General features: G+C 66.1%; 17 protein-coding genes and 1 tRNA gene. 10 read left to right on the forward strand and 8 right to left on the reverse strand.

What is annotated here, in order from left to right; translation table 11 throughout:
• Positions 1–39: 39 nt before the first annotated feature.
• The 3 genes from KI794_RS07325 to KI794_RS07335 are packed head-to-tail and all read left to right on the forward strand — an operon-like array spanning position 40 to position 5,614.
• Complete coding sequence (locus KI794_RS07325) at positions 40–1,542, forward strand: DUF3375 domain-containing protein (RefSeq protein WP_119279489.1); 1,503 nt, start codon at positions 40–42, stop codon at positions 1,540–1,542.
• A gap of 56 nt (positions 1,543–1,598) precedes the next feature.
• A complete protein-coding gene (locus KI794_RS07330) occupies positions 1,599–2,261 on the forward strand; it encodes a DUF4194 domain-containing protein (protein WP_370647884.1) in 663 nt (220 codons plus the stop codon).
• Complete coding sequence (locus tag KI794_RS07335) at positions 2,258–5,614, forward strand: ATP-binding protein (protein WP_119279491.1); 3,357 nt, start codon at positions 2,258–2,260, stop codon at positions 5,612–5,614. Before KI794_RS07330 ends, KI794_RS07335 begins: the two co-directional genes overlap by 4 nt.
• Positions 5,615–5,652: 38 nt before the next feature.
• Here the strand turns inward: KI794_RS07335 and pdxY are convergent, their stop codons facing one another.
• Positions 5,653–6,507, reverse strand: coding sequence for a pyridoxal kinase PdxY (pdxY, locus tag KI794_RS07340; RefSeq protein ID WP_255809644.1), 855 nt, complete (start codon positions 6,505–6,507; stop codon positions 5,653–5,655).
• Positions 6,508–6,584: 77 nt separating this feature from the next.
• Positions 6,585–7,967 carry an FAD-binding oxidoreductase gene (locus tag KI794_RS07345; protein ID WP_255809645.1) on the reverse strand — a complete coding sequence of 461 codons (1,383 nt, stop codon included), beginning with the start codon at positions 7,965–7,967 and terminating at the stop codon, positions 6,585–6,587.
• Positions 7,968–8,050: 83 nt separating this feature from the next.
• On the opposite strand from KI794_RS07345, the gene gluQRS reads away from it, so the two are divergent.
• Entirely contained in the window at positions 8,051–9,016 is a 966-nt protein-coding gene (gene gluQRS / locus KI794_RS07350) for a tRNA glutamyl-Q(34) synthetase GluQRS (RefSeq protein WP_255809646.1), read from the forward strand.
• Here the strand turns inward: gluQRS and KI794_RS07355 are convergent.
• Together KI794_RS07355 and KI794_RS07360 are read right to left on the reverse strand one after the other, a co-directional pair.
• Positions 9,006–9,362 carry a hypothetical protein gene (locus tag KI794_RS07355; RefSeq protein ID WP_119279497.1) on the reverse strand — a complete coding sequence of 119 codons (357 nt, stop codon included), beginning with the start codon at positions 9,360–9,362 and terminating at the stop codon, positions 9,006–9,008. The two genes, gluQRS and KI794_RS07355, sit on opposite strands and share 11 nt — an antisense overlap.
• Before the next feature lie 53 nt (positions 9,363–9,415).
• The gene (locus tag KI794_RS07360) at positions 9,416–10,240 is read right to left on the reverse strand and encodes an SGNH/GDSL hydrolase family protein (RefSeq protein WP_119279642.1); all 825 of its coding nucleotides are present in this window, start codon (positions 10,238–10,240) and stop codon (positions 9,416–9,418) included.
• 194 nt (positions 10,241–10,434) lie between these two features.
• On the opposite strand from KI794_RS07360, the gene KI794_RS07365 reads away from it, so the two are divergent.
• From KI794_RS07365 to KI794_RS07390, 6 genes are all read left to right on the forward strand, one after another.
• Complete coding sequence (locus KI794_RS07365; protein WP_370647872.1) at positions 10,435–12,246, forward strand: DEAD/DEAH box helicase; 1,812 nt, start codon at positions 10,435–10,437, stop codon at positions 12,244–12,246.
• Positions 12,247–12,281: 35 nt separating this feature from the next.
• Complete coding sequence (gene ybaK, locus KI794_RS07370; RefSeq protein ID WP_255809647.1) at positions 12,282–12,770, forward strand: Cys-tRNA(Pro) deacylase; 489 nt, start codon at positions 12,282–12,284, stop codon at positions 12,768–12,770.
• 158 nt (positions 12,771–12,928) lie between these two features.
• Positions 12,929–13,014 (forward strand) — tRNA-Leu (locus KI794_RS07375).
• Positions 13,015–13,431: 417 nt separating this feature from the next.
• On the forward strand, positions 13,432–13,917 hold the full coding sequence (locus KI794_RS07380; RefSeq protein ID WP_119279500.1) for a hypothetical protein: 486 nt from the start codon (positions 13,432–13,434) through the stop codon (positions 13,915–13,917).
• A gap of 105 nt (positions 13,918–14,022) precedes the next feature.
• A complete protein-coding gene (locus KI794_RS07385; protein WP_255809648.1) occupies positions 14,023–15,702 on the forward strand; it encodes an ABC-F family ATP-binding cassette domain-containing protein in 1,680 nt (559 codons plus the stop codon).
• Entirely contained in the window at positions 15,699–16,610 is a 912-nt protein-coding gene (locus KI794_RS07390; protein WP_255809649.1) for a M23 family metallopeptidase, read from the forward strand. Before KI794_RS07385 ends, KI794_RS07390 begins: the two co-directional genes overlap by 4 nt.
• Before the next feature lie 32 nt (positions 16,611–16,642).
• Here KI794_RS07390 and KI794_RS07395 read toward each other — a convergent pair whose 3' ends face one another.
• From KI794_RS07395 to KI794_RS07410, 4 genes are all read right to left on the reverse strand, one after another.
• Positions 16,643–17,410: an SDR family NAD(P)-dependent oxidoreductase gene (locus tag KI794_RS07395; protein ID WP_255809650.1), complete on the reverse strand. Its 768-nt coding sequence runs from the start codon at positions 17,408–17,410 to the stop codon at positions 16,643–16,645.
• A gap of 8 nt (positions 17,411–17,418) precedes the next feature.
• A complete protein-coding gene (locus tag KI794_RS07400) occupies positions 17,419–18,378 on the reverse strand; it encodes a M23 family metallopeptidase (RefSeq protein WP_255809651.1) in 960 nt (319 codons plus the stop codon).
• A gap of 213 nt (positions 18,379–18,591) precedes the next feature.
• On the reverse strand, positions 18,592–20,409 hold the full coding sequence (locus KI794_RS07405) for an ABC-F family ATP-binding cassette domain-containing protein (protein WP_255809652.1): 1,818 nt from the start codon (positions 20,407–20,409) through the stop codon (positions 18,592–18,594).
• A gap of 7 nt (positions 20,410–20,416) precedes the next feature.
• Positions 20,417–21,373, reverse strand: a complete 957-nt coding sequence (locus tag KI794_RS07410; RefSeq protein ID WP_119279510.1) for an EamA family transporter — start codon at positions 21,371–21,373, stop codon at positions 20,417–20,419.
• Positions 21,374–21,446: the final 73 nt, after the last annotated feature.

The following is a 21,446-nucleotide window of genomic DNA, read 5'->3' on the forward strand; positions in this document are numbered from 1 at the left end:
CTGTCAATGGAGCGTCGTGCCCAGCGGTATCCTTGGTAAGTGACAAGCTCTCGTTCAGAAATCGCCTTCCAGCGTGCGCTGGTGGCCTTCAAGAACCCGACGCTCGATCTGCTCCACGGGAGGTATGCGCCGTTCGTCGTTTCGGTTCTCTCCGGGATGTTCACGGCTGAGCGGCCATCAGTGCCGATCTCTGACGCCCACGTTGAGGTCGGTAATTTTGTCGACGAGCTTCGGGCAGCGGGCTACGACGCCGACGAGCGTCGGCTCCCCAGCGGATCCGGCCGCGACATCTGCAGGTATTGGGCGCGAGTCGGATGGCTCGTTCCGCAGATCCAAGACGGCGTCGAGCTGTATAGGCTCTCGGCTCAGGCAGTCGGAGCGCTTGAGATCGCTGGGCGCGCGGGTGGCGGCAGTGCGAAGGTGTCGCGCTCGCGCGTGCGAACGCTGCTTGAGTCTGTCGAGCAGCTCACCCAGAGCGCAGAGACTGACCCCGCGAAACGCATCGAGCGGCTCCGCGCCGAAAGGGCCGAGATCGACGCCGAGCTCGCCAGCCTGGAAGATGACGACGACTCCTATACGCCCATCGACGACGAGCAGTTGCTCGAGGACACGGAGAACGTGCTGCACCTCGCGCGCGAGCTGCCCGCCGACTTTGTGCGCGTCGCAGAGTCGATCAACGCGATGCAGCGTGACGTCATCGCCGAGCTTCGGCGTGACGAGCGCCCAACAGGCGACGTACTGCGGGAGTACCTGCAGCGCGGAGAGCACGTCATGGACGCCACGCCAGAAGGGCGCGCCTTCGCCGGCGCCCTGAAACTCATCGGTGACCCCGTGCACATTGAGGAGCTCACCGATCAACTGCAGTCGATCCTTGGCAGGCCGTTCGCGCGGCTCATGAGTGCCGAGCAGCGATCAGACCTCCGCGCGATCGCGAAGCGGGTGGAGCAGGGCGTCGAAGAGGTGTTGGCCGCACAGCGCCGGGCCTCTCACATCATCACGACACAGGTGCGCACGCACGATCCGATTCGCGATCGTGAGGTCGACAGCCTGTTGCGTAGCGTGATGGCGGGGTTGCAAGCCTGGGTTCCCGAGTCGAACGCCAGAGACCGCGTCGAGCCGCTTCGCGCGTTGCCCAGCGCTGGAATCCACCACCTTCGCCAGACTGTCAGTGATCCGCGGCCACCAAACGTGCCCGCGCCGCTCAGCGAGGCCGCGGAGGCGCGAAGTTCCGCTGAGTTCGTCGACGCCGACACGCGTGCGTGGGGTGGACCCAACTACGTTGAGCTCGAGGCTTACGTTGCGGGCCTTCCCGGCAAGGACTTCGACCTTGCCGAAGCGTTCGACAGTATTGGCGATGACGCGACGCGCCGGCCAGCCGATCTGCTCGGAATGCTTGAGCTCGCGCATCGCGCGGGCATGACTGAGGGGGAGCGGGTCTCGACTGTCGAGGCCATTCGCCCAGACGGCACGGCGCGGAAGTTCGCGTTCGCCGCCGTTACCGCCCGCACGGGACGCGACAACCCCAAGAGTGAAACCGAATGAGTGAGATGCCAGAGCCAGCCGAGACGATCAGTTCAGACGAGATGCCTGACGCCGAGATGCCTGACCTCGGCGACGGTTTCGTCGCACCAGCGCCGATGGAGCGTGACCGCGAGGAGTACTTTGCGGGGGACCGCGGGGTGCTCGACCCTGCAGTTCGGCGCGTGCTTGTGCGAATTCTGCAACGCCGAGTGCTCTTCGCAGACAAGCACAAGGAGGACTGGTCGGTGCTGCTCGAGAACCATCAGGTCATCGAGTCGCGTCTGCACGATTTGTTCATCAGGCTCATCGTTGACCCTGAGCGCGGCGTCGCCTACAAGCAGCAGGTCCGCTCCGAGGAGCTCGAGGTGCCCGTGCTGTTGCGCGACGAGGCCTACAACCGCGCTGAGACGCTCGTGCTCGTCTACCTTCGCACGGTCTACCAGCGCGAGTCGACCGCGGGTGAACCCGCGGTGCGTATCGACGTCGAGGAGATCGAGCAGACGGTGCTCAGCTACTTCACCGACAGCGACGGAAATACGGCAGCACGCCAGAAGACGGTCGAGAAGGCACTGAACCGGCTTCGCAACGAAGGCATTATCGACGAAGAGTCCGAGGGGCGCTACCGGGTCACCCCGCTCGTCGAGGTTGTGCTGAGCGCTGACCGCCTCGGTGAGCTGCAGCGGTGGCTCAAGGAGCAGGTCGCTGACACCGCCGACAAGAACGAGGAATCCGCATCATGACCATGCTCGACACGCTTTTTGGCCTCATCCCCGCCGAGTCGCGCGGCCAGCAGTGGGTTGCAGACGAGCTCCAGCTCGTGAACTGGGGCGGCTACGACGGCGCACACAGGGTGCGGTTCTCACCGCGCGCGACGCTGTTGTGTGGCGGGTCAGGATCCGGTAAGTCCACGCTCATGGACGCCTACATCGCGCTCATGATGCCGCATACGACACCGTTCAATGGCGCCTCAAACGGCGGCGTCTCGGGTCGTTCGCGAGGCGAGGAGCAGCGCAATATCCTGTCCTACGGCCGCGGCAAGCTCGACGAGTCGCGCACCGATGCGGGGACGCAGGTGCGCGTGCTGCGCGGGGACGGCGAGGACACGTGGACTGCGATCGCGGCCACCTGGCTCGATCACGACGGTTCGCGATTCACCGCGTTGCGAGCCTGGTACATTCCGGCGACCGCGCGAATCATCGAGGACACGGTCCGGGTTCGCGCAACTGTCGACGGGACTTTCGACCTTGGCGCCCTTGAGGCAGCGGCGGCTCAGCGGCTGAGCGACGCCGCTGTTCGGGCGGCCGGGCTCGAGACGTACTCGACCGACCGAGAGTTCTCGGCGAAGATCCACTCGGTGCTCGGCATCGGCGCCTCAGGCGCCGGGGCGAAGGCGATGAGCCTGCTTGCGCGCATCCAGGCGGGACAGCAGATCACGACAGTCGACGAGTTGTACAAGCGGATGGTGCTCGAAGAACCCGAGACGCTCGCGACTGCCGACGCTGTCGTCGAGCACTTTGACGAGCTTGAGAGCACGCGCATGCGCATGGTCACCGCGCAGCGGCAGGTGCGCGCCCTGCGGCCGATCCGCGACATGCGGGGCCGGATCCTCGCCGCAGCGGATCAGCTGCGCCTCATCGACGACATTGGCCGATTCGACGACCCAGACTCACTCTCGGCGCTCTGGCGGACCGGGCGCAGGCTCGAGCTCCTGCGCGACGTCGAAGCCGAGTTGCGGCAGGACAAGGCCGCGGCCGACACTGAGGTGCGCACACAGCAGGCGCTGGCGGCGGCGGCTGAAGCTGAACGCGAGGGTCTCGTCGAGGTGCTCCGAAACTCCGGCGGCGACCAGATCGAACGTGCCGAGCGTGATCTCTCGATCATTGAGAAGCAGCTCGAGGTAGTGAGCGCCTCGCGCCGCAGGTTCGACGAGGCAATCGCTCCGATCGGTGAAGACGCGAGCACGGAGAAAGCATTCAGGCAGCTCATCGGCCGTGCCCAGGCCGCGCTCGCCGACCCGCACGCGAAGGCCGCGGTGCGCGACGCCTACGCCGACGCCCGGGGCAAGACGAACGCGCTGCGCGAGCAGGTCTCCGACCTCGCGAAGGAGAGCGGCCGCGCCGAGTCGCTCCGCGGAAACATTCCCGGTCATCTCCACGAGGCCCGCGAGCTGCTTGCCAGCGCAGCGGGGATCCCAATTGAGGAGCTGCCGTTCGTTGGTGAGCTCATCGAGGTTCGCACCGAATTTGAGCCGTGGCGCCAAGCGTTCAACCTCGCCCTCGGCGGGTTCGCCACGACGCTGCTCATCGACACCGCGAACCTCGGCAGGTTTCGGCAGGCAATCAACGAGGTGCGGCTCCCGATGCGTCTGCGCTACGAGGGCGCCCACACCGATCGCGGCTGGCATGCGCGGCTCGACTCCGCGAAACTCCCCGGCAGGCTTGAATTCCGTGACACCCCGTTCACTGGGTGGCTGATGGACAGGCTCGAGGAGCAGTTCGGCTTCGTCTGCGTTGACACCGCCGCGGCTCTCTCGGAACACCGCATGGCGCTGAGCATCAGCGGGCAGATGTCGCAGGGTTCCCGCGGGGCCCACGGTGGCCACGGCCGCGCGAACGTGCTCGGCTTCTCAAACCAGCGCAGGCTCGACGACCTCGCGGGTCAGGCGGGCGACCTCTCGGCGCGGCTCACCGCGGCGACGAAAGCCGAGAAGGAGGCTGCTGCAGCCCTCGACGCGCTCGATGCGCGACACGCAGCCTACGCGAAGATCAGTGACCTCACGTGGGATCAGGTCGACGTGGCGACGCTTGAAACGCAGCGCGACAAATGGCTTGCGCTCGTTGCAGAGCTCGTGTCGGGGAACCCCAAGCTTGAGCCGCTGAAGGCCCAGATCGGCCAACTCAAGCAGAAGCTCGCCGACCTGCAAAAGGCGCTCGGCCGCGCCGAAGCGCGTCAGGAGAAGATCGCCACAGATTGGGCCCACATCACCGACGAGGTTGACGAGGCGCAGCGCGCCGTCGACGACGCTGAGGACGCGGAGCGCCGACTCGATCCTGATCAGCTCGCCTACCTCGACGAGCGATTCGACAGCCCGGCGGGTGCGCCCGCACGCAGCAAGCTTGAGGCCCTCGCCAGGTTCGACGCGGCCCTCGACAGTGCGTCGCGCCTGCTGCGGGAGGACCAAGCCGCCGCGCAGCTCACGCTCGAGGAACAGCGGCTGCACCTGAAGCGAGCTCTCGAGGCGTTCCTCGAAAGCTGGCCGAACCCGAACCTCCGCGCCGACCCAGATTCGTCGCTCGCCGACTTCGAGCGGATTCTCTCGGAGCTTGAGACGAGCGGACTCCACGAGCTCGAAGCCGAGTGGAAGCAGAGCCTGCTGAAGCTGTCGGGCAACGACCTGACAAACCTCGACTCGATGCTCAGCCGTGCGCTTCGTGAAATCAGGGAACGCATCGAGCCCATCAACCGCATCATGCAGGATCTGCCGTTCTACGACGATGAGCACCGGCTGCAGATCACACCGCGTGAGAATCAGTCGGAGGCGAGGCGCAGGTTCCGCGCCGAGCTGCGCGAAGTCCGCGCGCTCATTAGCGAAGCGAAGTCGGATGAGGATCGCGCGGAGGCGTACGAGCGGATGAAGAAGTTCATCGGTAGGATCAGGCGTTCGGCCCCCGACTTCGCGGAACTCGTCGACGTGCGCAACCACGTACGCGTGAGCGCCGAGAAGGTGCACGCAGTGACGAAACAGCACGCGGCGCTGTACGACCACATCGGCGAGAAATCTGGTGGCGAGTCGCAGGAGCTCATCGCCTTCATCGTCGGTGCTGCGCTACGGTACCAGCTCGGCGACGCCGACGCCGAGCGGCCACGCTACGCGCCCGTCTTCCTCGACGAGGCCCTGATTAAGGCCGACGCACACTTCACGAAGCGCGCGATCGGGGCGTGGCGGGGACTCGGCTTCCAGCTCGTCATCGGAGCCCCGAACGACAAGTACAGCGCGATTGAACCGCACGTCGACGTCGAGTACGACATCTTGAAAGACACGACCGGGAGGTCGTGGGCGAAGCCGAAGGTGGGGCTGCCGGAGGCCCGGTAGCCCGGTAGCTCTGGTAGCTCCGGTAGACCTGAGGATGGCTAGCGGACCCGCTGCGCGGCGAACTGCATGCTCGGGTGTGCGTAGGCCTCCTGCGACTCGACGAGCTGCAGTTCGCGCTGACCGGAGGCGAGCGTGTTTTCGAGCAGGGTGAACACGCTCGATGCAGTACGGGCGAGTGCGTCGCCGGTGTCGCCAGTCGCCGTGAGGTGCGCCGTGAAGAGGGCAGCGGTGACGTCGCCCGAGCCGTTCGCCTTGAGTGGCAGCCGCGGGGTCTCGATGAGCCAAGCCTCGTTGCCGTGGACGGCGAGCATCTCGATCACACCGTCGGCCGCGCGTTCTGGGCGCTCTACGCTCGTGACGAGGACCGTGCTTGGCCCAATCTCACGTGCGAGGTCGACGGACTCGAGCGTGGACTCGAGCGTCGTCGGAGTCGTGCCCGTGATGAAGCCGAGCTCGAACTGGTTCGGGGTGATGAGGTCTGCGCGCGGCACGACGCGGTCGCGGATAAGGTTCTGGACCTCGGGGGCGACATGGCAGCCCGAGACAGCGTTGCCAAGCACTGGGTCGCACGCGTAGACAGCGTTCGGGCTGTGCTGCTTCACCCTGTCGACGGCGTCGAGGATCGCGTCACCAATGTCGTCGCCGCCCTGGTAGCCGGAGAGCACAGCGTCGACGCCTGCAAGCCCGCCGCGCTCCTCGATCCCTGTGACGATTTCCCGTACGTCGTTGCCCGAGAACATCGGTCCCCGCCACGCGCCGTACCCTGTGTGGTTCGAGAACGCGACGGTAAAGACTGGCATGACCTCGACCCCGATCCGCTGCAGCGGAAACACTGCGGCCGAATTGCCGACGTGGCCGTAGGAGACTGATGACTGGATCGACAGAATGCGCATTGTCTGATCCTTTCACTGGACCACGCAGTGATCCACTTCGCGTCTGTGTGAGTGGACCACTCGCCGGTGTGCTCCCGTTAGATCGCGCGACCCGGGGTGAGGATGCTGCGCGGATCAAGCGTGCGCTTGATTGCCCGCTGCACGTCGAGCGACACCTCATCCAGTTGCCAGGCGAGCTCATGCTGCTTCACAAGCCCGATGCCGTGCTCTCCGGTGATCGTGCCGTCGAAAGAGAGCGCGAGGCGGGTGATGTCGTCGATGATGGCGTCGGCCGCGGCGATCCCAGTTGGAGTGTCGGGCGCGGCGACTTTGCAGTGCAGGTTTCCGTCGCCAGCGTGTGCGACGCTCGCGACCTCGACTCCGTGCTTCTTCGAGATGTCGGCGACCCCAGCGAACATTTCCGCGAGCCGCGAGACAGGCACACCCACGTCGCAGGAGATCTTCAGCCCACGGGCGCTGAGCGCAGGATTCGACTTTCTGCGCGCCTCAACAAGGTTGTCGTTCACGGCGACCGCGCCCGCTATCGCGCCGCGCCCGCGACAGATGGCGAGGATGGCCTCGGCATGCGCGGCTGCGCCTGCGCCTACGGTCTGGCCGACGAGCAGTGCGCCGCGCGGGATGCGAATCCCCGATGGGAACACTTCCTCGATCGCCCGGACGGTGAGGGAGTCCATGAGCTCGAGAACTTCGGGTCGCGAGTCGGACCCGACGATCTCCGTGACAGCGGCGCCCGACTCGGCGAGCGCTTCAAACTCGGCCCAAAACGTCACCGGAGCGCCAACGGGGACCGACTCGAGCCGAACCACCGCCTCAACGATCACCCCGAGAGTGCCCTCGGACCCGACGAACAGCCGCGTCAGATCGTACCCGACGACGTTCTTGCGAGTCCTGGCGCCAGTCCGCAGAATCCTGCCATCGGCCAGTACAACGGTGAGTGCCGCAACCCAGTCGGAGGTCACGCCGTGCGCGACGCAGCGAAGTCCGCCTGCATTCGTCGCGATGTTGCCGCCAACCGTGCAGGTTCGAACGCTCGCCGGGTCGGGTGGAAAGAACAGTCCGTGCGCGTGCGCCGCGTCGTCGAGATCGGCCGTGATGACTCCCGGTTGCACCGTGGCAAGCCTGTCTTCAGGTGCGATATCGACGATCTTGTTCATGCGCTCAAGCGAGACGATTAGTCCACCGTCGTACGCTGTCGCCCCGCCAACGAGGCCAGTGCCAGCGCCGCGGATGCTGACCGAGACCTCGTGCTCGTGCGCCCACGCGAGCGCCGCCGAGACGTCCTCAGCGGACTCCGCGAGCACGAGGCCGAGCGCCGTGCCCGCAAATGTGGCCCGCGAGGAGTCATTCTCGTAGGTCGCGACGCGGGATCTGTCAGTCACCAGTCTCGGCCCGAGCGCTTCGCGTAGGTTTGCGAGATCCCGCTCCCGCACGCCACTCTTCCCGGTCTCGCTTGTGTTCACCCGTACCTCCTCGTCGCTTCTCGCCCCAGCGTAGCGCGCAAGCCGCTGGCGGCGTCGCGCCTGCGCCGTGGGAACATAGAGCGGTGAGTACCCTACGAGCGTCAACTCCGTCGGCGGCGACCCACCAGGGTGCCGGTCGATACGCCCCAAGCCCCTCAGGCGAGCTTCACCTCGGGAACCTGCGAACCGCCCTTGTTGCATGGCTGTTCGCGCGGTCGACCGACAGGCGATTTCTCGTGAGGGTTGAGGATCTCGACCGCGCGCGTGACGCCGGGACCGCGGGTGCGCAGCTCGCCGACCTGCGAGCCCTCGGCCTTGATTGGGACGGTGACCCGGTGCTGCAGACTGATAGCGGCGAGGCGCACGAGGCAGCGATCGCCCAGCTTGCGAGCGCCGGGCTCGTCTACGAGTGCACGTGCACGAGGAAGGACATTCTTGCGGCGCCCACAGCGCCGCACGCTCCTCCGGGGGCGTACCCGGGAACGTGCAGGGACCTGACCGATGCTGAACGCGCGGCGGCCCGGGCGAGGATCGCCCCGCGACTTCCGGCGCTCAGACTGCGGGCGCCCGAGGGGGAGTCGCGCCTCGCGTTCGACGACGCGCTCCTGGGCCGCACGGAGGGCGACATCGACGACCTCGTTCTCAAACGCGGAGACGGCACCGTCTCCTATAACCTTGCGGTTGTCGTTGATGACGCGGCGATGGGTGTCGACCAGATCGTGCGCGGTGACGACCTCGCATCGTCAACTCCGCGCCAGATCCTGCTACAGCGACTGCTCGGGCTTCCAACCCCACCCGAGGTGAGCTACGCGCACGTGCCCCTCGTGCTCGGGCCGACGGGAGCTCGCCTCGCGAAACGAGACGGGGCGGTAACGCTGAGCGACCTCTGGGCAGCGGGCATGGCATCAGCCGACGTGCTCGCAATGCTCGCCGGGTCTCTGGGGCTCGCAGGCGCCGAAGAGCGCGTAACCGCATCGCAGCTCGTCTCACGATTCGACCCTGCGGCGCTCCCACGCGAGCCCTGGGTCTGGCGCCCTGCTAGCGCTTGAAAGCGCGAATGACGCGAGCGAGCGCCCTGCCAGCAACCCACACGAACGGCACGCCAACCGTGAGTAGCGCGATGAGGTTCGGTTCGAACTTCGTGTGACCGTCGCGGGTGATGTACGCGCCGATCGGCAGCGAGACGCCGCCGCCACCGCCGCCCGAGCCCTCGCCCGAGAGCGACTCGTCTGAGCCGGCGCCTGATCCCGCGCCGCCCTCGCCCGCACCAAAAATGTAGCTGCCGACTGCGACAGGCATGATTGCCGTGCCGTCAACTTCGACGACCTCGCCGTAGGCAGTTGTCACGCCTGTCTGAGTTACGGTGTCTGCGATCTGCTTCGTAATGTAGGGCATGCTCCCACCATACTTTGCGAGGCCGAGTGTGCGAAGTGAAATCTCCGTGAGACCTAGTCGGCGTGACCGTGGCGCGGCCGAAGCGGTTGCGGCTCGGGGCGCTTCGGCTCGATGTCGTCGCCAGAGGACACGTGCTTGAGTCGGCGGACCACCCACGGAACAAGGTGCTCTCGGGCCCAGACAACGTCGTCCTTGCGCGCCTGCCGCCACGTGCGCTCGAGAAGCGTCGGCGGATCCAATGGCCCAAGGTCGTGCTGAACGTTGAGCGCGTCGAGCGCCGCCCGGGCAATCGTGTGGTGTCCGAGTGCATTCATGTGCAGCCTGTCGCCAGCCCAGTATCTGCTGTCTTGGAGCTCCTCGATAGCCCACTGATCGACGACGTAGCAGTCGTGTCGCTGCGCGACCTTGCGAACGTTCTCGTTGAAGATCGCGACCTTGCCCCGGATCGAACGGAAGACAGGCTGAAACGCAACATCGACGCCTGTGAAGATCAGGATCGTCGCGCCTGTCTCCTTCAACCGCGAGACGATGTAGTCGAGCTTCGCAGCGACCTCGTCGGGATCGGTGCCGGGGCGAATGACGTCATTTCCGCCGGCGCACACGCTCACGAGATCGGGGCGCAGCTCCATAGCCGCGTCGAGCTGCTCGTCGATGATCTGCTGGATGAGCTTTCCGCGGACAGCGAGGTTCGCATACGCAAACTCATCGTTTTGTGCGGCGAGCACCTCGGCGAAGCGGTCGGCCCAACCACGAAGTCCGCCGGGGCTATCTGGATCCGGATCGCCAAGGCCCTCAGTGAAAGAATCACCGATGGCGATGAATCGCGACCACGGCAACTCCTGGTTCTCACCAGTTCCATCGTGCGGTCCGCCGCTCAAGCGTGAATCGTCAACCACAGTCTCGGCTCCTTGTTCATTCTGCTATTACCCATGTCGCATATGGTCTGCGCTAACCTGCATTGGCGCAGCTTCTCCACCTCGAAGGGGGCAGCCTCTCAGCGCCACAGAAGCGACGCGCTCGGGCTGACGCGCTCCAAGACACGAATAAGCGTTCATGGGTAGTCTAAGACGTTGTGATTGAATCGGCAGAAGACGGGACTCTCCTCCCAGGAACGTTTGCCGCCGAGCACCTCCCGCCCGCATACCCAGAGCGGGCTGCGCGCGGTACCGCGGGAAACCTCCGAGCCTGGCAGCAGGAGGCGATTAACCTCTACCTTGAACGAAACCCGCGTGACTTCCTCGCATCGGCGACCCCCGGCGCTGGCAAGACGACGTTCGCGTTGAGGCTCGCCGCGACACTGCGCGGTAACCAGACAGTGTCCCAGATCATCGTCGTCGCTCCAACAGAGCACCTGAAGGTGCAGTGGGCCGACGCGGCCGCCAGGGCAGGGATCAGGTTGAACCCGCGCTACTCGAACAACGACGGGCTCGGGTACGGTCGCCACTACGACGGCGTCGTCGTCACGTATGCCCAGGTTGCGATGAAGCCGGTGCAACACAGGCTGCTCACCGAGTTCACCGACACGCTCGTCATCATGGACGAGGTGCACCACGGTGGTGATGCGCTCAGTTGGGGCGACGCCATCCGTGAGGCCTACGGGACGGCAAAACGCAGACTCTCCCTCACGGGAACCCCGTTCCGCTCCGACGAAGCGCCGATCCCGTTCGTGCAGTACGCCCCGCAAGGCGACGGATCCAGAGTCTCCCTCACCGACTACGACTACGGCTACGGTCGCGCCCTCGCCGATGGAATCGTTCGCCCCGTCATTTTCATGGTCTACGCGGGTAAGATGCGCTGGCAGACCTCAGCCGGCGAGGAAATGGAAGCCCGGCTCGGCGAGGGCAACACGAAAGACGTCACGAGCCAAGCCTGGCGCACCGCCCTCGACCCCGCAGGGGACTGGATGGGCAAGGTGCTCCGGGCCGCAGACCGGCGACTCACAGAGGTGCGCGGCCACATCCCCGACGCCGGCGGCCTCGTCATCGCGACCGACCACGCCTCGGCGAAGGCCTACGCGCAGATGCTCCACGAGATCTCGGGTGAGGAAGTGGCGCTGATCCTGTCCGACGACGCTGGGGCCTCGGAGCGAATCGACAGCTATTCCGCGGGAACCTCGCGCTGGATGGTCGCTGTGCGCATGGTGTCTGAGGGCGTGGACGTGCCGAGGCTCGCCGTCGGCGTGTACGCGACGAGCTCGTCGACGCCGCTCTTCTTCGCGCAGGCGATCGGACGCTTCGTGCGCTCACGTCGCCGGGGCGAGGTCGCCTCGGTATTCATTCCGAACGTGCCGCCGCTCATGGAACTCGCCGCGCAGCTCGAGAAGGAGCGCAACCACGTACTCGAGGGACCAAAGTCCGCCGAAGAGATGTGGGACGCAGAGGCGGCACTCATGGCCGAGGCTGAGCGCGAGGACAAAGCCTCAGACGACCTCATCGAAGATGAATTCAAGTACCAGGCGCTCGAGTCTGACGCTCACTTCGACAGGGCGGTGTTCGACGGGGCAGAGTTCGGCGGCTACGCCGAGGTCGAGACCGAGGAAGAACTCGACTTCCTCGGATTCCCCGGCATCCTCGAGCCGCAAGAGGTACGCGCTTTGCTGCAGCAGCGGCAGTCGAGGCAGGCGCGTCGCAGCGCGCAGAATCAGGGAATTCTCGAACACGCACCCGAAAAGGCTGAGGCGCCTGGCGCTCTGCATCGAACGCTGAAGGAACAGCGAAAGCTGCTCTCGAGTCTCGTCGGTATGTACTCGCGGGTGAGCGGCGAGCCGCACAAGGACATTCACAATGAGCTCAGGCGGTCGTGTGGCGGGCCTGCCGTTGCACAGGCGTCCGTCACCCAGCTGCAGAAGCGCATTGACCTGCTCAGGCGGCGGCTCCGGCCGTAACCCCGAGCAGTCGCTGCGCACGTATGGTGGTGGTCATGGCAAAGAAAGCGGCTGGGGCGACACCGGCGATGGTTGCGCTCACGAAGGCTGGAATCGAATTCACCGTCCGAAGCTACACCCACGATCCGGCGGAAACCGACTTTGGGGGAGAAGCTGCGCGCGAACTCGGGATTGAGGAGACGCGGGTCTTCAAGACGCTGCTCGCCGATCTCGATGGCTCGCTCGTCGTTGCGGTTGTTCCAGTTGCGGGAATGCTCGATCTGAAGGCGCTCGCATCTGCGCTCGGTGGCAAGCGAGCGCAGATGGCGGACCCGAAGATCGCCGAGAGGAAGACCGGCTACGTCGTCGGCGGCATCAGCCCGCTCGGGCAGAAGACGCGTTTGGCTACAGTCATAGACATATCCGCGCCCGGGTTCTCATCGATTCTCGTCTCCGGGGGTCGGCGAGGGCTTGATATCGAGCTTTCTGCCGAGGATCTCGCACGTGCGACGGGCGGGAGCTTCGCGGCAATTGCGAGAGTGTGAGAATGGCGAAGATCGTTGCGGGCATTGGCATGCAGGACTGTCGGGCGGCTTGAGGGGGCCCGCGCCGCGCCCGGCTGCGCGGGGTGATTCGCATTGCGCCAACATTCCATGCTAAATTATTCTCTGTTCGGCCGGTGAGAAACCAGCCAGACAGATTCGCGCGGATGGCGGAATTGGTAGACGCGCTAGCTTGAGGTGCTAGTGCCCGTATTAGGGCGTGGGGGTTCAAGTCCCCCTTCGCGCACGTGAATCGAGTAAGGCCCCTGCTTCGGCAGGGGCCTTCTTGCATTGTGGTGGGCCGGCAGTGCCCGCCGACAGCGCTTGGCGGTGCCCGCCCAGTGCACACGACCCCTGCACGCCGACAGCGCGTGGCGGTGCTTGCCGAGTGCTCACGACCCCTGCACGTGTACACGGTTTCTACGGTTTGATTTCGTGTGCACTCGCGAGAAGCGTGTACATCGGGAGGTGGCAGGCGGCAGGTGGCAGGTGGCAGGTGGCAGGCGGGAGGCGGCAGGTGGCAGGCGGCAGACGGTAGGCTGCAGGCGCGGCGCTGGCCCGGTCACGCTGTCGGCGAGGCCCGATGCTCCCACAGCGGCGCGGAGGCTGCCCCACGGTGGCTGGCGCAAGCCGAACCCTGTGGCGCTTCGGGCATACTTGAGGCATGACGGAAGCCTCTGGCGCGGCCAGCCAAGACCACAGTCTGGGGGATCGGCGCCCCGCACTCGCTCTGCGCCTCTTCGGGCTCTATCTCGCTGGGGCGATCCTGCTCTCCGCGGCAACGCTGTGGCTCGGAGGTTGGCTGTTCCCGTCTGCTGGAGCCCGCTGGCTTATCGCTCCGGCCTCGGTTCTCACGCTTCTGGCTGTCGCCGTCGGCACGCGCCGAAGCCCCGAGCGACTGCGTGCGATCATGCTGTCTGCCCTCGCTGGAACACTGCTTTACGTAGTGAGTGTGGCCTCAGGCGTCATGCTCACCGCCGACGCCCACCAGGCGACCGCGGCCGAGCTGCTCGGCGGCTCGTTCTGGATGTCGTTCGCAATGCTGCTCGTCACCGGTCTCCCGCTAGCCGCCTTCACCGTCGCCGTCGTTGTTGGGGCCGTGCAGCGCCTGCTTGTGAGGAAGCCGCGCGCAGGCCAGCGCTACTTGTAGCCCGAGCCCCAGCGTCCGATCGGAGTGAAGGGCGCCTTGCCTGGCCGTGTGCCGTCTCGGCAAATGCACAACCGGAGCGCGCCCGCCGGATGCTACGTTCGTTGGATGGCTCATATTGATATCGCTGCCGTGAGCTATACGCTCTCAGACGGGCGCCCACTCCTTTCTGAGGTTTCCTTCTCGGTTGGAGAGGGGCAGCGGGTCGCGCTCATTGGGGCCAACGGTGCGGGCAAGAGCACGTTGCTGAAGATTGCCATGGGGGAGCTTCCTGCAGAGTCTGGTGCGGTTGCGACAACCGGGTCTGTCGGGGTGATGCGCCAGTTTATTACCGGTGGCACCGTGCACGAACTGCTGCTGTCAGTGTCTCCTCCGAAGCTCCGGGAAGCGGCGGAGCGCCTCACCCGAGCCGAGGCGAAGATGAATGAGAGCGGTTCGACACAGTCGCAGATGGCCTTCGCAAACGCGGTAACCGCGTGGGGCGACGTGGGCGGCTACGACGCTGAGGTGCTGTGGGATACGTGCACTGTCGCTGCTCTTGGGATCGCCTATGACGAGTGCCGCGACCGCCTGCTCGATTCTCTCTCTGGTGGTGAGCAAAAGCGACTCGCCCTGGAAGCGCTGCTCCGAGGACCAGACGAGCTACTCATTCTTGACGAGCCCGACAACTCGCTCGATGTGCCTGGCAAACGCTGGCTCGAAGAACAACTCAGGGCGACGCACAAAGGCGTACTGTTCGTGAGCCATGACCGGGAGCTGCTCGCGCGAACGGCGACGTCCATCGTCACGCTCGAACTCGGAGCTGCGGGAAGCACCGCCTGGTCACACTCGGGCAGCTTCACGACCTATCATGAGGCGCGCAAACGCCGATTCGAACGTCTCGAGGAGCTCCGCAAGCGCTGGGACGAGGAGCACGCGAAGCTTCGCGAGTTGATGCTCATGTACAAGCAGAAAGCCGCCTACAACTCGGACATGGCCTCCAGGTATCGAGCGGCGCAGACAAGACTCGCGCGCTTCGAGGAGGCTGGCCCACCCGAGGAACAGCCGCACGACCAGCACCTTGAGATGCGCCTCTCGGGAGGCCGCACTGGCAAACGGGTCATCGTCTGCCAGGAACTCGAACTCACTGGGCTGATGCTGCCCTTTGACTTCGAGGCCTGGTACGGGGACCGCATCGCGGTGCTCGGTTCGAACGGTTCTGGGAAGTCCCACTTCTTGCGCCTGCTCGCTGCGGGCGGGAGCGACCCGAATCCGGAGCACGAGCCCGTGAGCGACGTCGAGATCCCCGCGGTCGCTCATACTGGCAGCGCACGGCTCGGCGCGCGAGTACGCCCTGGCTGGTTCGCCCAGAATCAGGGCAGACCCGACCTCCGCGGACGTACGCTGCTTGAGATCCTGCATCGCGGCGACGAACACCGAGCGGGCATGCCGCGCGAGGAAGCCGCTCGTGCGCTCGCCCGCTACGAGCTCGCACGCGCCTCCGAACAGCTGTTCGAGTCGCTGTCTGGCGGCCAGCAAGCCCGCTTTCAGATTCTGCTTCTCGAGCTCGGCGGCGCGACGCTTTTGTTGCTTGACGAGCCGACTGACAACCTCGATCTCGTGTCTGCGGAAGCGCTGCAGCATGCCCTCAGCATGTTTGAGGGGACCGTCATCGTAGTGACTCACGACCGCTGGTTCGCCCGCGACTTCGGCCGGTTCCTCGTCTTCGGTAGCGATGGCGACGTTCGCGAGTCGGCGACACCCGTCTGGACCGAGACGCGCGTCGAACGAACGCGTGGTGCGCGATGAGCGGCGTGTTCGGTGCCGCCTATCGCGTACGAGGGGTGGTGCTCGGCTGGGCGACGGCGCTCCTCATCGGCGGGGTGCTGCTTCGGTTGGTGCTGCCTGCGGGCCCCATCGCGAACGTCGCTGGAGTCGTCTCGCTCGTCGCGCTCATCGGGTACGTCGCCGCGGTCGCCGTCTCCTGGGCGGGCCGTTCGCGCGCCGCCGAGTACGAGGACACGCGCGGGGAGGTGTGGGTGCAGCCGCCCGTCCGGGGGCGCTGGCTCGCGCTCAATAGCCCCGCGACGCAGGTACCGAGTCACGGCGTTCGCGGCTACGGTCAGTCGCACGCCGTCGATCTCGTCTATGCCCCGGCAGGTGTCTCCCGCCCAGAGTTTGGCGCGGGGCCGAGCATGCTCCCGGCGACCGACTTTCCCGCTTTCGGGGAGCCGGTGCTCGCGATGCTCGACGGCGTCGTCGAACGCGCGAGCGACTGGCGGCGTGATCACCGCTCACGCTCGACGATGGCCGCGATGCTGTACATCGCGTTCGAAGGGACTGTGCGGTCCATCGGCGGCCCGGGCTTCGTCGTCGGCAATCACGTCGTAATCCGCGGCAGCGACGGGGTTTACGGGGTCGTTGCGCACCTGCGGCGCGGCTCGCTCCGGGTGCGGCCGGGGGACAAGGTGGTGGCCGGACAGGTGATCGCCGAGTGCGGCAACTCGGGGAATTCGACGGAGCCGCACGTGCACGCTCAGCTCATGGATCGGCGCTCGTTTCTCGTGGCCCAGGGTGTGCCTATGGCGTTTACGGGAATCACGATCGAACCGGCCCCGCTGGCTGCCGCGTCAGACGCCGAGCGCGACGGTGACGCGGCGGCTGAGCCTGCGCCTCAGGCAGGTATGCCGAGGTCGGAAGACTTCATAGAGGCCTAGCTGGCGCGCCCGCGCTGGTGCTGCGCAATGGGTCAGCGACCGGCCCCGGTGCTCCCCAGCCGCTCGAGGAGCCGGTCGGGCAATACCGAGATGAGCGGCCGAGCAAGCCTGTAGCGCCAGTCTGAGACCCGCATGGGCTTTCCTGAGTACACGGCCCGCAGTCCGTCGCTCACGACGCGACCAGCGTCGGCCCAGGCGATTCGGGGAAGAGCTGGGAGGTGGTCCTCGCCCATGCGCTCGTGAAACTCTGTTGCGACGAGGCCGGGGCAGAGTGCTGTCACCCTGACTCCGCGTGCGCGATACCGCGCGTGGAGTGAGCGCGAGAGGGAGACGACCGCGCTCTTTGCAGCGCCGTATGTGCCGCTTGGCATGAGCGCGGCCGCGCTTGCGACGTTCAGGATCCAGCCCTGGCCCCGCGTGAGCATCCCGGGCACGGCAGCGTGTGCGAGCCGCAGGGGAGCCCAGGAGAGGAGTTCGTGCAGGCGCCGCTCGTCGGTAAGGCTGCTTGTCTCGAAGCTTTCGTAGACGCCGAAGCCCGCGTTGTTGATGAGGATGTCAACTGGCCGTTCTGTGTCCGCGAGTCTGGCGGCGACAGCGTCAAGCGAGGCAGGCACAGTGAGGTCCGCTGCAATGACTTCGACGTCGACTCCGTAGCGGCCGCGGAGCACGTGTGCGAGCCGTTCGAGCCGTGTGATGTCGCGCGCGACGAGCACGAGGTCTACTTGGCGAGCCGCGAGTTGCCGCGCAAACTCGGTGCCGAGTCCGGCTGACGCGCCGGTGATGAGCGCACGGTAGGACATGTCGCGGATTAGTCGCGCTTCGCGGCGGCGCGCTTTGCGGCCTTGTCGACCTGTTCTTGAATGTAGGGGAGCGGGTCGATCGGCACGCCACTTCGCCTGAGGGCGAGGTGCAGATGATCGCCGAACGACATGCCTGTGTTGCCGACCCTGCCGATGAAGTCACCGATTTCGACCTTGTCGCCAACTTTATGGTCGTGGGAATCGACCTGCATGTGGCAGTAGCGGCTGGTGAGGGTCTCGCCGCTGACGTTGTGCTGCAGCTTGATCGAGAAGCCGCAACCGTCAGTGGCGTAGCCCGCCTCGATAACCTCGCCCGAGCCAATTGCGAGCACGGGGGTGCCGCCCGGGGCAGCGATGTCTTGCGCGTCGTGGAACTGTTCGACAGGCGCGGTGCGGTATGCGAAGCCGTCGGTGAGGGGGAACTCCCTGTCGAAGGCGAACCGAATATCTGTTGACTCGAGAGATGCTGGATCGACGAGGCCGGCCTCAGCCGTGATCTGCTTGTAGGATCCTGGGTCGACTCCGAGCTCGACCGAGCCGATGGCATCGAGCGCGTCTTGGGTTGCAGTGACCTCGGAACTCTGGAGCTGTTGGTCTGCCCGGGCTGCCGCAGCCTCGGGGGTGCCGAAGGCATGAGAGAACACGGGAAGCGTGGTTGTGACCGCAAGCGACCCTACGCAGGCAAGTGAGAACGTGGCCGCGACAACGCGCTTCGCACGCGGGCGGCGCTTCGATGTCGGCTCTGCGGCTGTCTGGCGCTCGCCCGAGGGCGCGCCGCCAAGTGCAAACTCGGGCAGCGGCGTGAGGAACAGGCCTTCGAGCTGCTGCGAAGGGGACGTTGGCTGGGCGGCTGTGGCGGTCGAGGCAGTCGGTGTTGCGCCGCTTGTCGCCTGCTCGTTCCGCTCGCGCGCCTCCCGGAGGGAGCGTCGACTTGGATAGGCCGTCGGCTCTTTCGGGGGAAAAGACATGTAGTAGTGCAGAGCGGTAACTTGTTGTCACGAGGGGCCCGACCGCTTCACCCGGTCCCTCGAAGCTGGAATTGTGTAACCATAGCAGAGCCTATCGCGCCCGGGTAGGGCTCCGCCTCCGCCGCGCGGCTTGCGGCAAGGTCTGCCGACACCGGCAGTTGCGCAACGTTTGTGCAACGATTCGCAGAATTTTCGCCTCGATTCAGGCAATGTTCAGGCGATATTCATGTCAGCACCAGGCGTTTTTGTCCGTGCCTCGGGGGTGAGGCTGAGTTGCTGATCGTCCCATCGCGTGCGGAGCCATGGATCATGAGACGCGATGACTACGGTTCCTGTGAAGTTCGTGACAGCGAGCTCCAGCGCGTCAGCGAGCGCGGGCGAGAGATGATTTGTTGGCTCGTCGAAGAGAAGGAGGTCAGGCGGTGAAGCGATCAGGATCGCAAGCGCTAATCTGCGCCTCTGGCCAACGCTTAAGGCGGACAGTGGGACGCCCTCGTCGCGGGCGTTCAGCAGCCCGAACGTGCTGAGCGGTCTCTCTGCGGCGAGCCGCGCACCGACGCCATCCGCGTAGACGTCGGTGACTCGTCTGGAATCACCGAGGCCACGGGGATCCGCAAATGTTGCGTCCTGCTCCAAGAGCCCGATCCGCGTGCCGGGCGCGACTCTCAGGCTCCCGGTGCCTGGCTCGCCCGGCCTGGCGAGCAGCGAGAGCAGCGTCGACTTTCCAGCGCCATTGGGCCCCGTGACGAGAAGCTTCCCGCCGCGCCGCAGGGTAAACGTGGTTGGGGCAAGCCTGCCGGCGACTGCGATCGATGTCGCGGCAATGACGGGGCCGTCGTCTACCGCAGCGGAGCTACTGTGCGTGTCGCTACCCAAGGAATCGGCTGGCTCGAGTCTTGGCGAGGTAGGCGCTTCGAGCCCTGCAAACGCGAGCTCAAGCGGCGGCGCCGCAATCTGCTTCGCGGCGAGCGCGTCGAGGCGCGCTTTCGCGTCGTTGACTCTGCGGGCGACGACGCGTGCGTTGCGGTCTGCATAGAACTTCTGCGCCGCTCGGGTCTCAGTGCGCGGTTTCCACTCCCCGTGCCCAACGATCTGGCCAGCGCCGGCGGAAGCACGCAAGCGGCGAAGCTCGGCCTGTTCGGCAGCATACTGTTCCTCCCAGCGTGAGCGGATCCGCCTTCGCTCTTCGACGTACTGCGAGTAGCTTCCCGTGAACCGTGCCACGCCGATGCCACTGCCTGCGCCGTCCTGAACAAGTTGCGCGGCACGGGTGTGCGGCCGCGGCGTGGGATCGAGGTCGACGAGCGAGGTTGCAGCGTCGTCGAGGAACGCGCGGTCGTGACTCGCGAAAAGGACGGGACCATGCCAGCGGGTGAGTGTGTGGATGACGTACGCCGTCGCCTGATCGTCGAGGTGGTTCGTGGGCTCGTCGAGGAGGAGAACATCGGGGGAGTTGAGAATCGTCCACGCGAGCGAGAGCCGTGCCCGTTGTCCGCCTGAGAGTTCCGAGGTTCGGCGATCGCGTGGGATTGACTCGATGCCAAGCCCGGCGAGCGTGCGTTCGACCCGGGTCTCGAGCTCCCATGCCCCGAGGCGCTCGGCGTCGTCGAGGGCCTCGGCGTATGCGGTTTCGCGGGCGCGCAGCTCCGCCGTGTCTCCGGGCGCAGCGAGGGCAGCCCCAGCCGCATCGAGCCTCGCGGCGGCGTCTAGGACCGGCCGTGTCGCTGCGGCGAGCGCGGTCAGGATCGTGTCAGCGCCGGCGAACGGAGGCTCCTGATGGAGTAGCCCGATCCTCGGGCTTCCTCCTCCGGGTGCCGTTGCTGACACGGTCCCTTTGGAAGGGACGAGCGTGCCGGCGGCGATGCGGAGCAGCGTCGACTTTCCGGAGCCGTTCTCGCCGATGAGTCCGACGCGGGCGCCCGATGGGACCGCGAACGTGATGTCGGTGAGCACGCGGCGACCACCGTATGTGTGAGAGACGTCGTCGAGGCGTAGGTGCGTCGAAGCGGGAGCGGGAGCGGGAGCGACCACGACTCAGCTACCTCCGGCTGGTTCGCGAGGCGGAGCCCGCTCGAGCCCGCCGCAATTCTCCGACTTTGACCGTCACGACCCCCGCGACAATGAGGGCGGCGCCGAGCCACTGCATCGGGGTCGGTATGACGGCGAGCAACACGATTGTCCACACGATCCCGAAAAGTGGTTCCGCATATCCAGTGAAACTCGCCACGGTCGCGCCTAACCGACGAGAGGCTGCCACGCCAAGCAGGTACGAGAGGACCGTCGAGATGAGTACCATGCCTGCGACGACGAGCCAGGGAGAGACAGTCGATCCTGCAATGTCGGCGGGCGCATTCGAGAGATGGAATGGCAGCAGGCCGAGCGCGCCGGCGACGATAAGCGGCACCGCACCGACGAGAAGTCCGAGCCCGACAAAGGGGAGCGTTGGGATGCCATGGCCGCCGGCCGCGCCTGTTGCGTAGTACGCGGCATTTCCGGCGGCAGCGATGAGCGCGAACGCGATGCCGAGCGGGTGGAGTGAGACGCCGGCGAGCACCCCTGAGATCGCGACAACGCCGAGCACTGCGACACCGGCGCCCGCAAGCGTAACGCCCGACGGAGCGACCCGGCTGCGCGCCCACATCCAGAAGACGAGCATCACCGGCCCAGTGAACTCGATGAGGAGTGCGAGGCTCGGCGGGATGAACTGGACGGCGAGGAAGAAGGCGAGCTGGCAGCCAGCGACCGCGAGCACGCCGAAGACGACAAGCTGCAGCCATGCGCGCCTAACGAGATCCCACTTTCCGCGCATGAGCAGGAGTGTCGGCCCGAGAAGCACGAGGGCAGACAGCGTAATGCGGGCCGTTGTTGCGGCGCCGGCCGACCATCCGGCGGCCATCAGCGAACTCGCGAACACGCCCGAGAGCGCGAACGACGCTGCCGACCCCACCGCGAGCAGAAAGCCAATCACCGCGGTGCTGGGGGCGGAAGATCGCATCGGTACCTCTCAGATATTTCCGCCACACCGCGTTGACTGTGGCTGCGTAGCTGAGAGCGTATCGCGTTCCTTG

Origin of the sequence: Leucobacter aridicollis (assembly GCF_024399335.1) — a bacterium.
In the GTDB taxonomy this organism is placed as follows: domain Bacteria; phylum Actinomycetota; class Actinomycetes; order Actinomycetales; family Microbacteriaceae; genus Leucobacter; species Leucobacter aridicollis_A.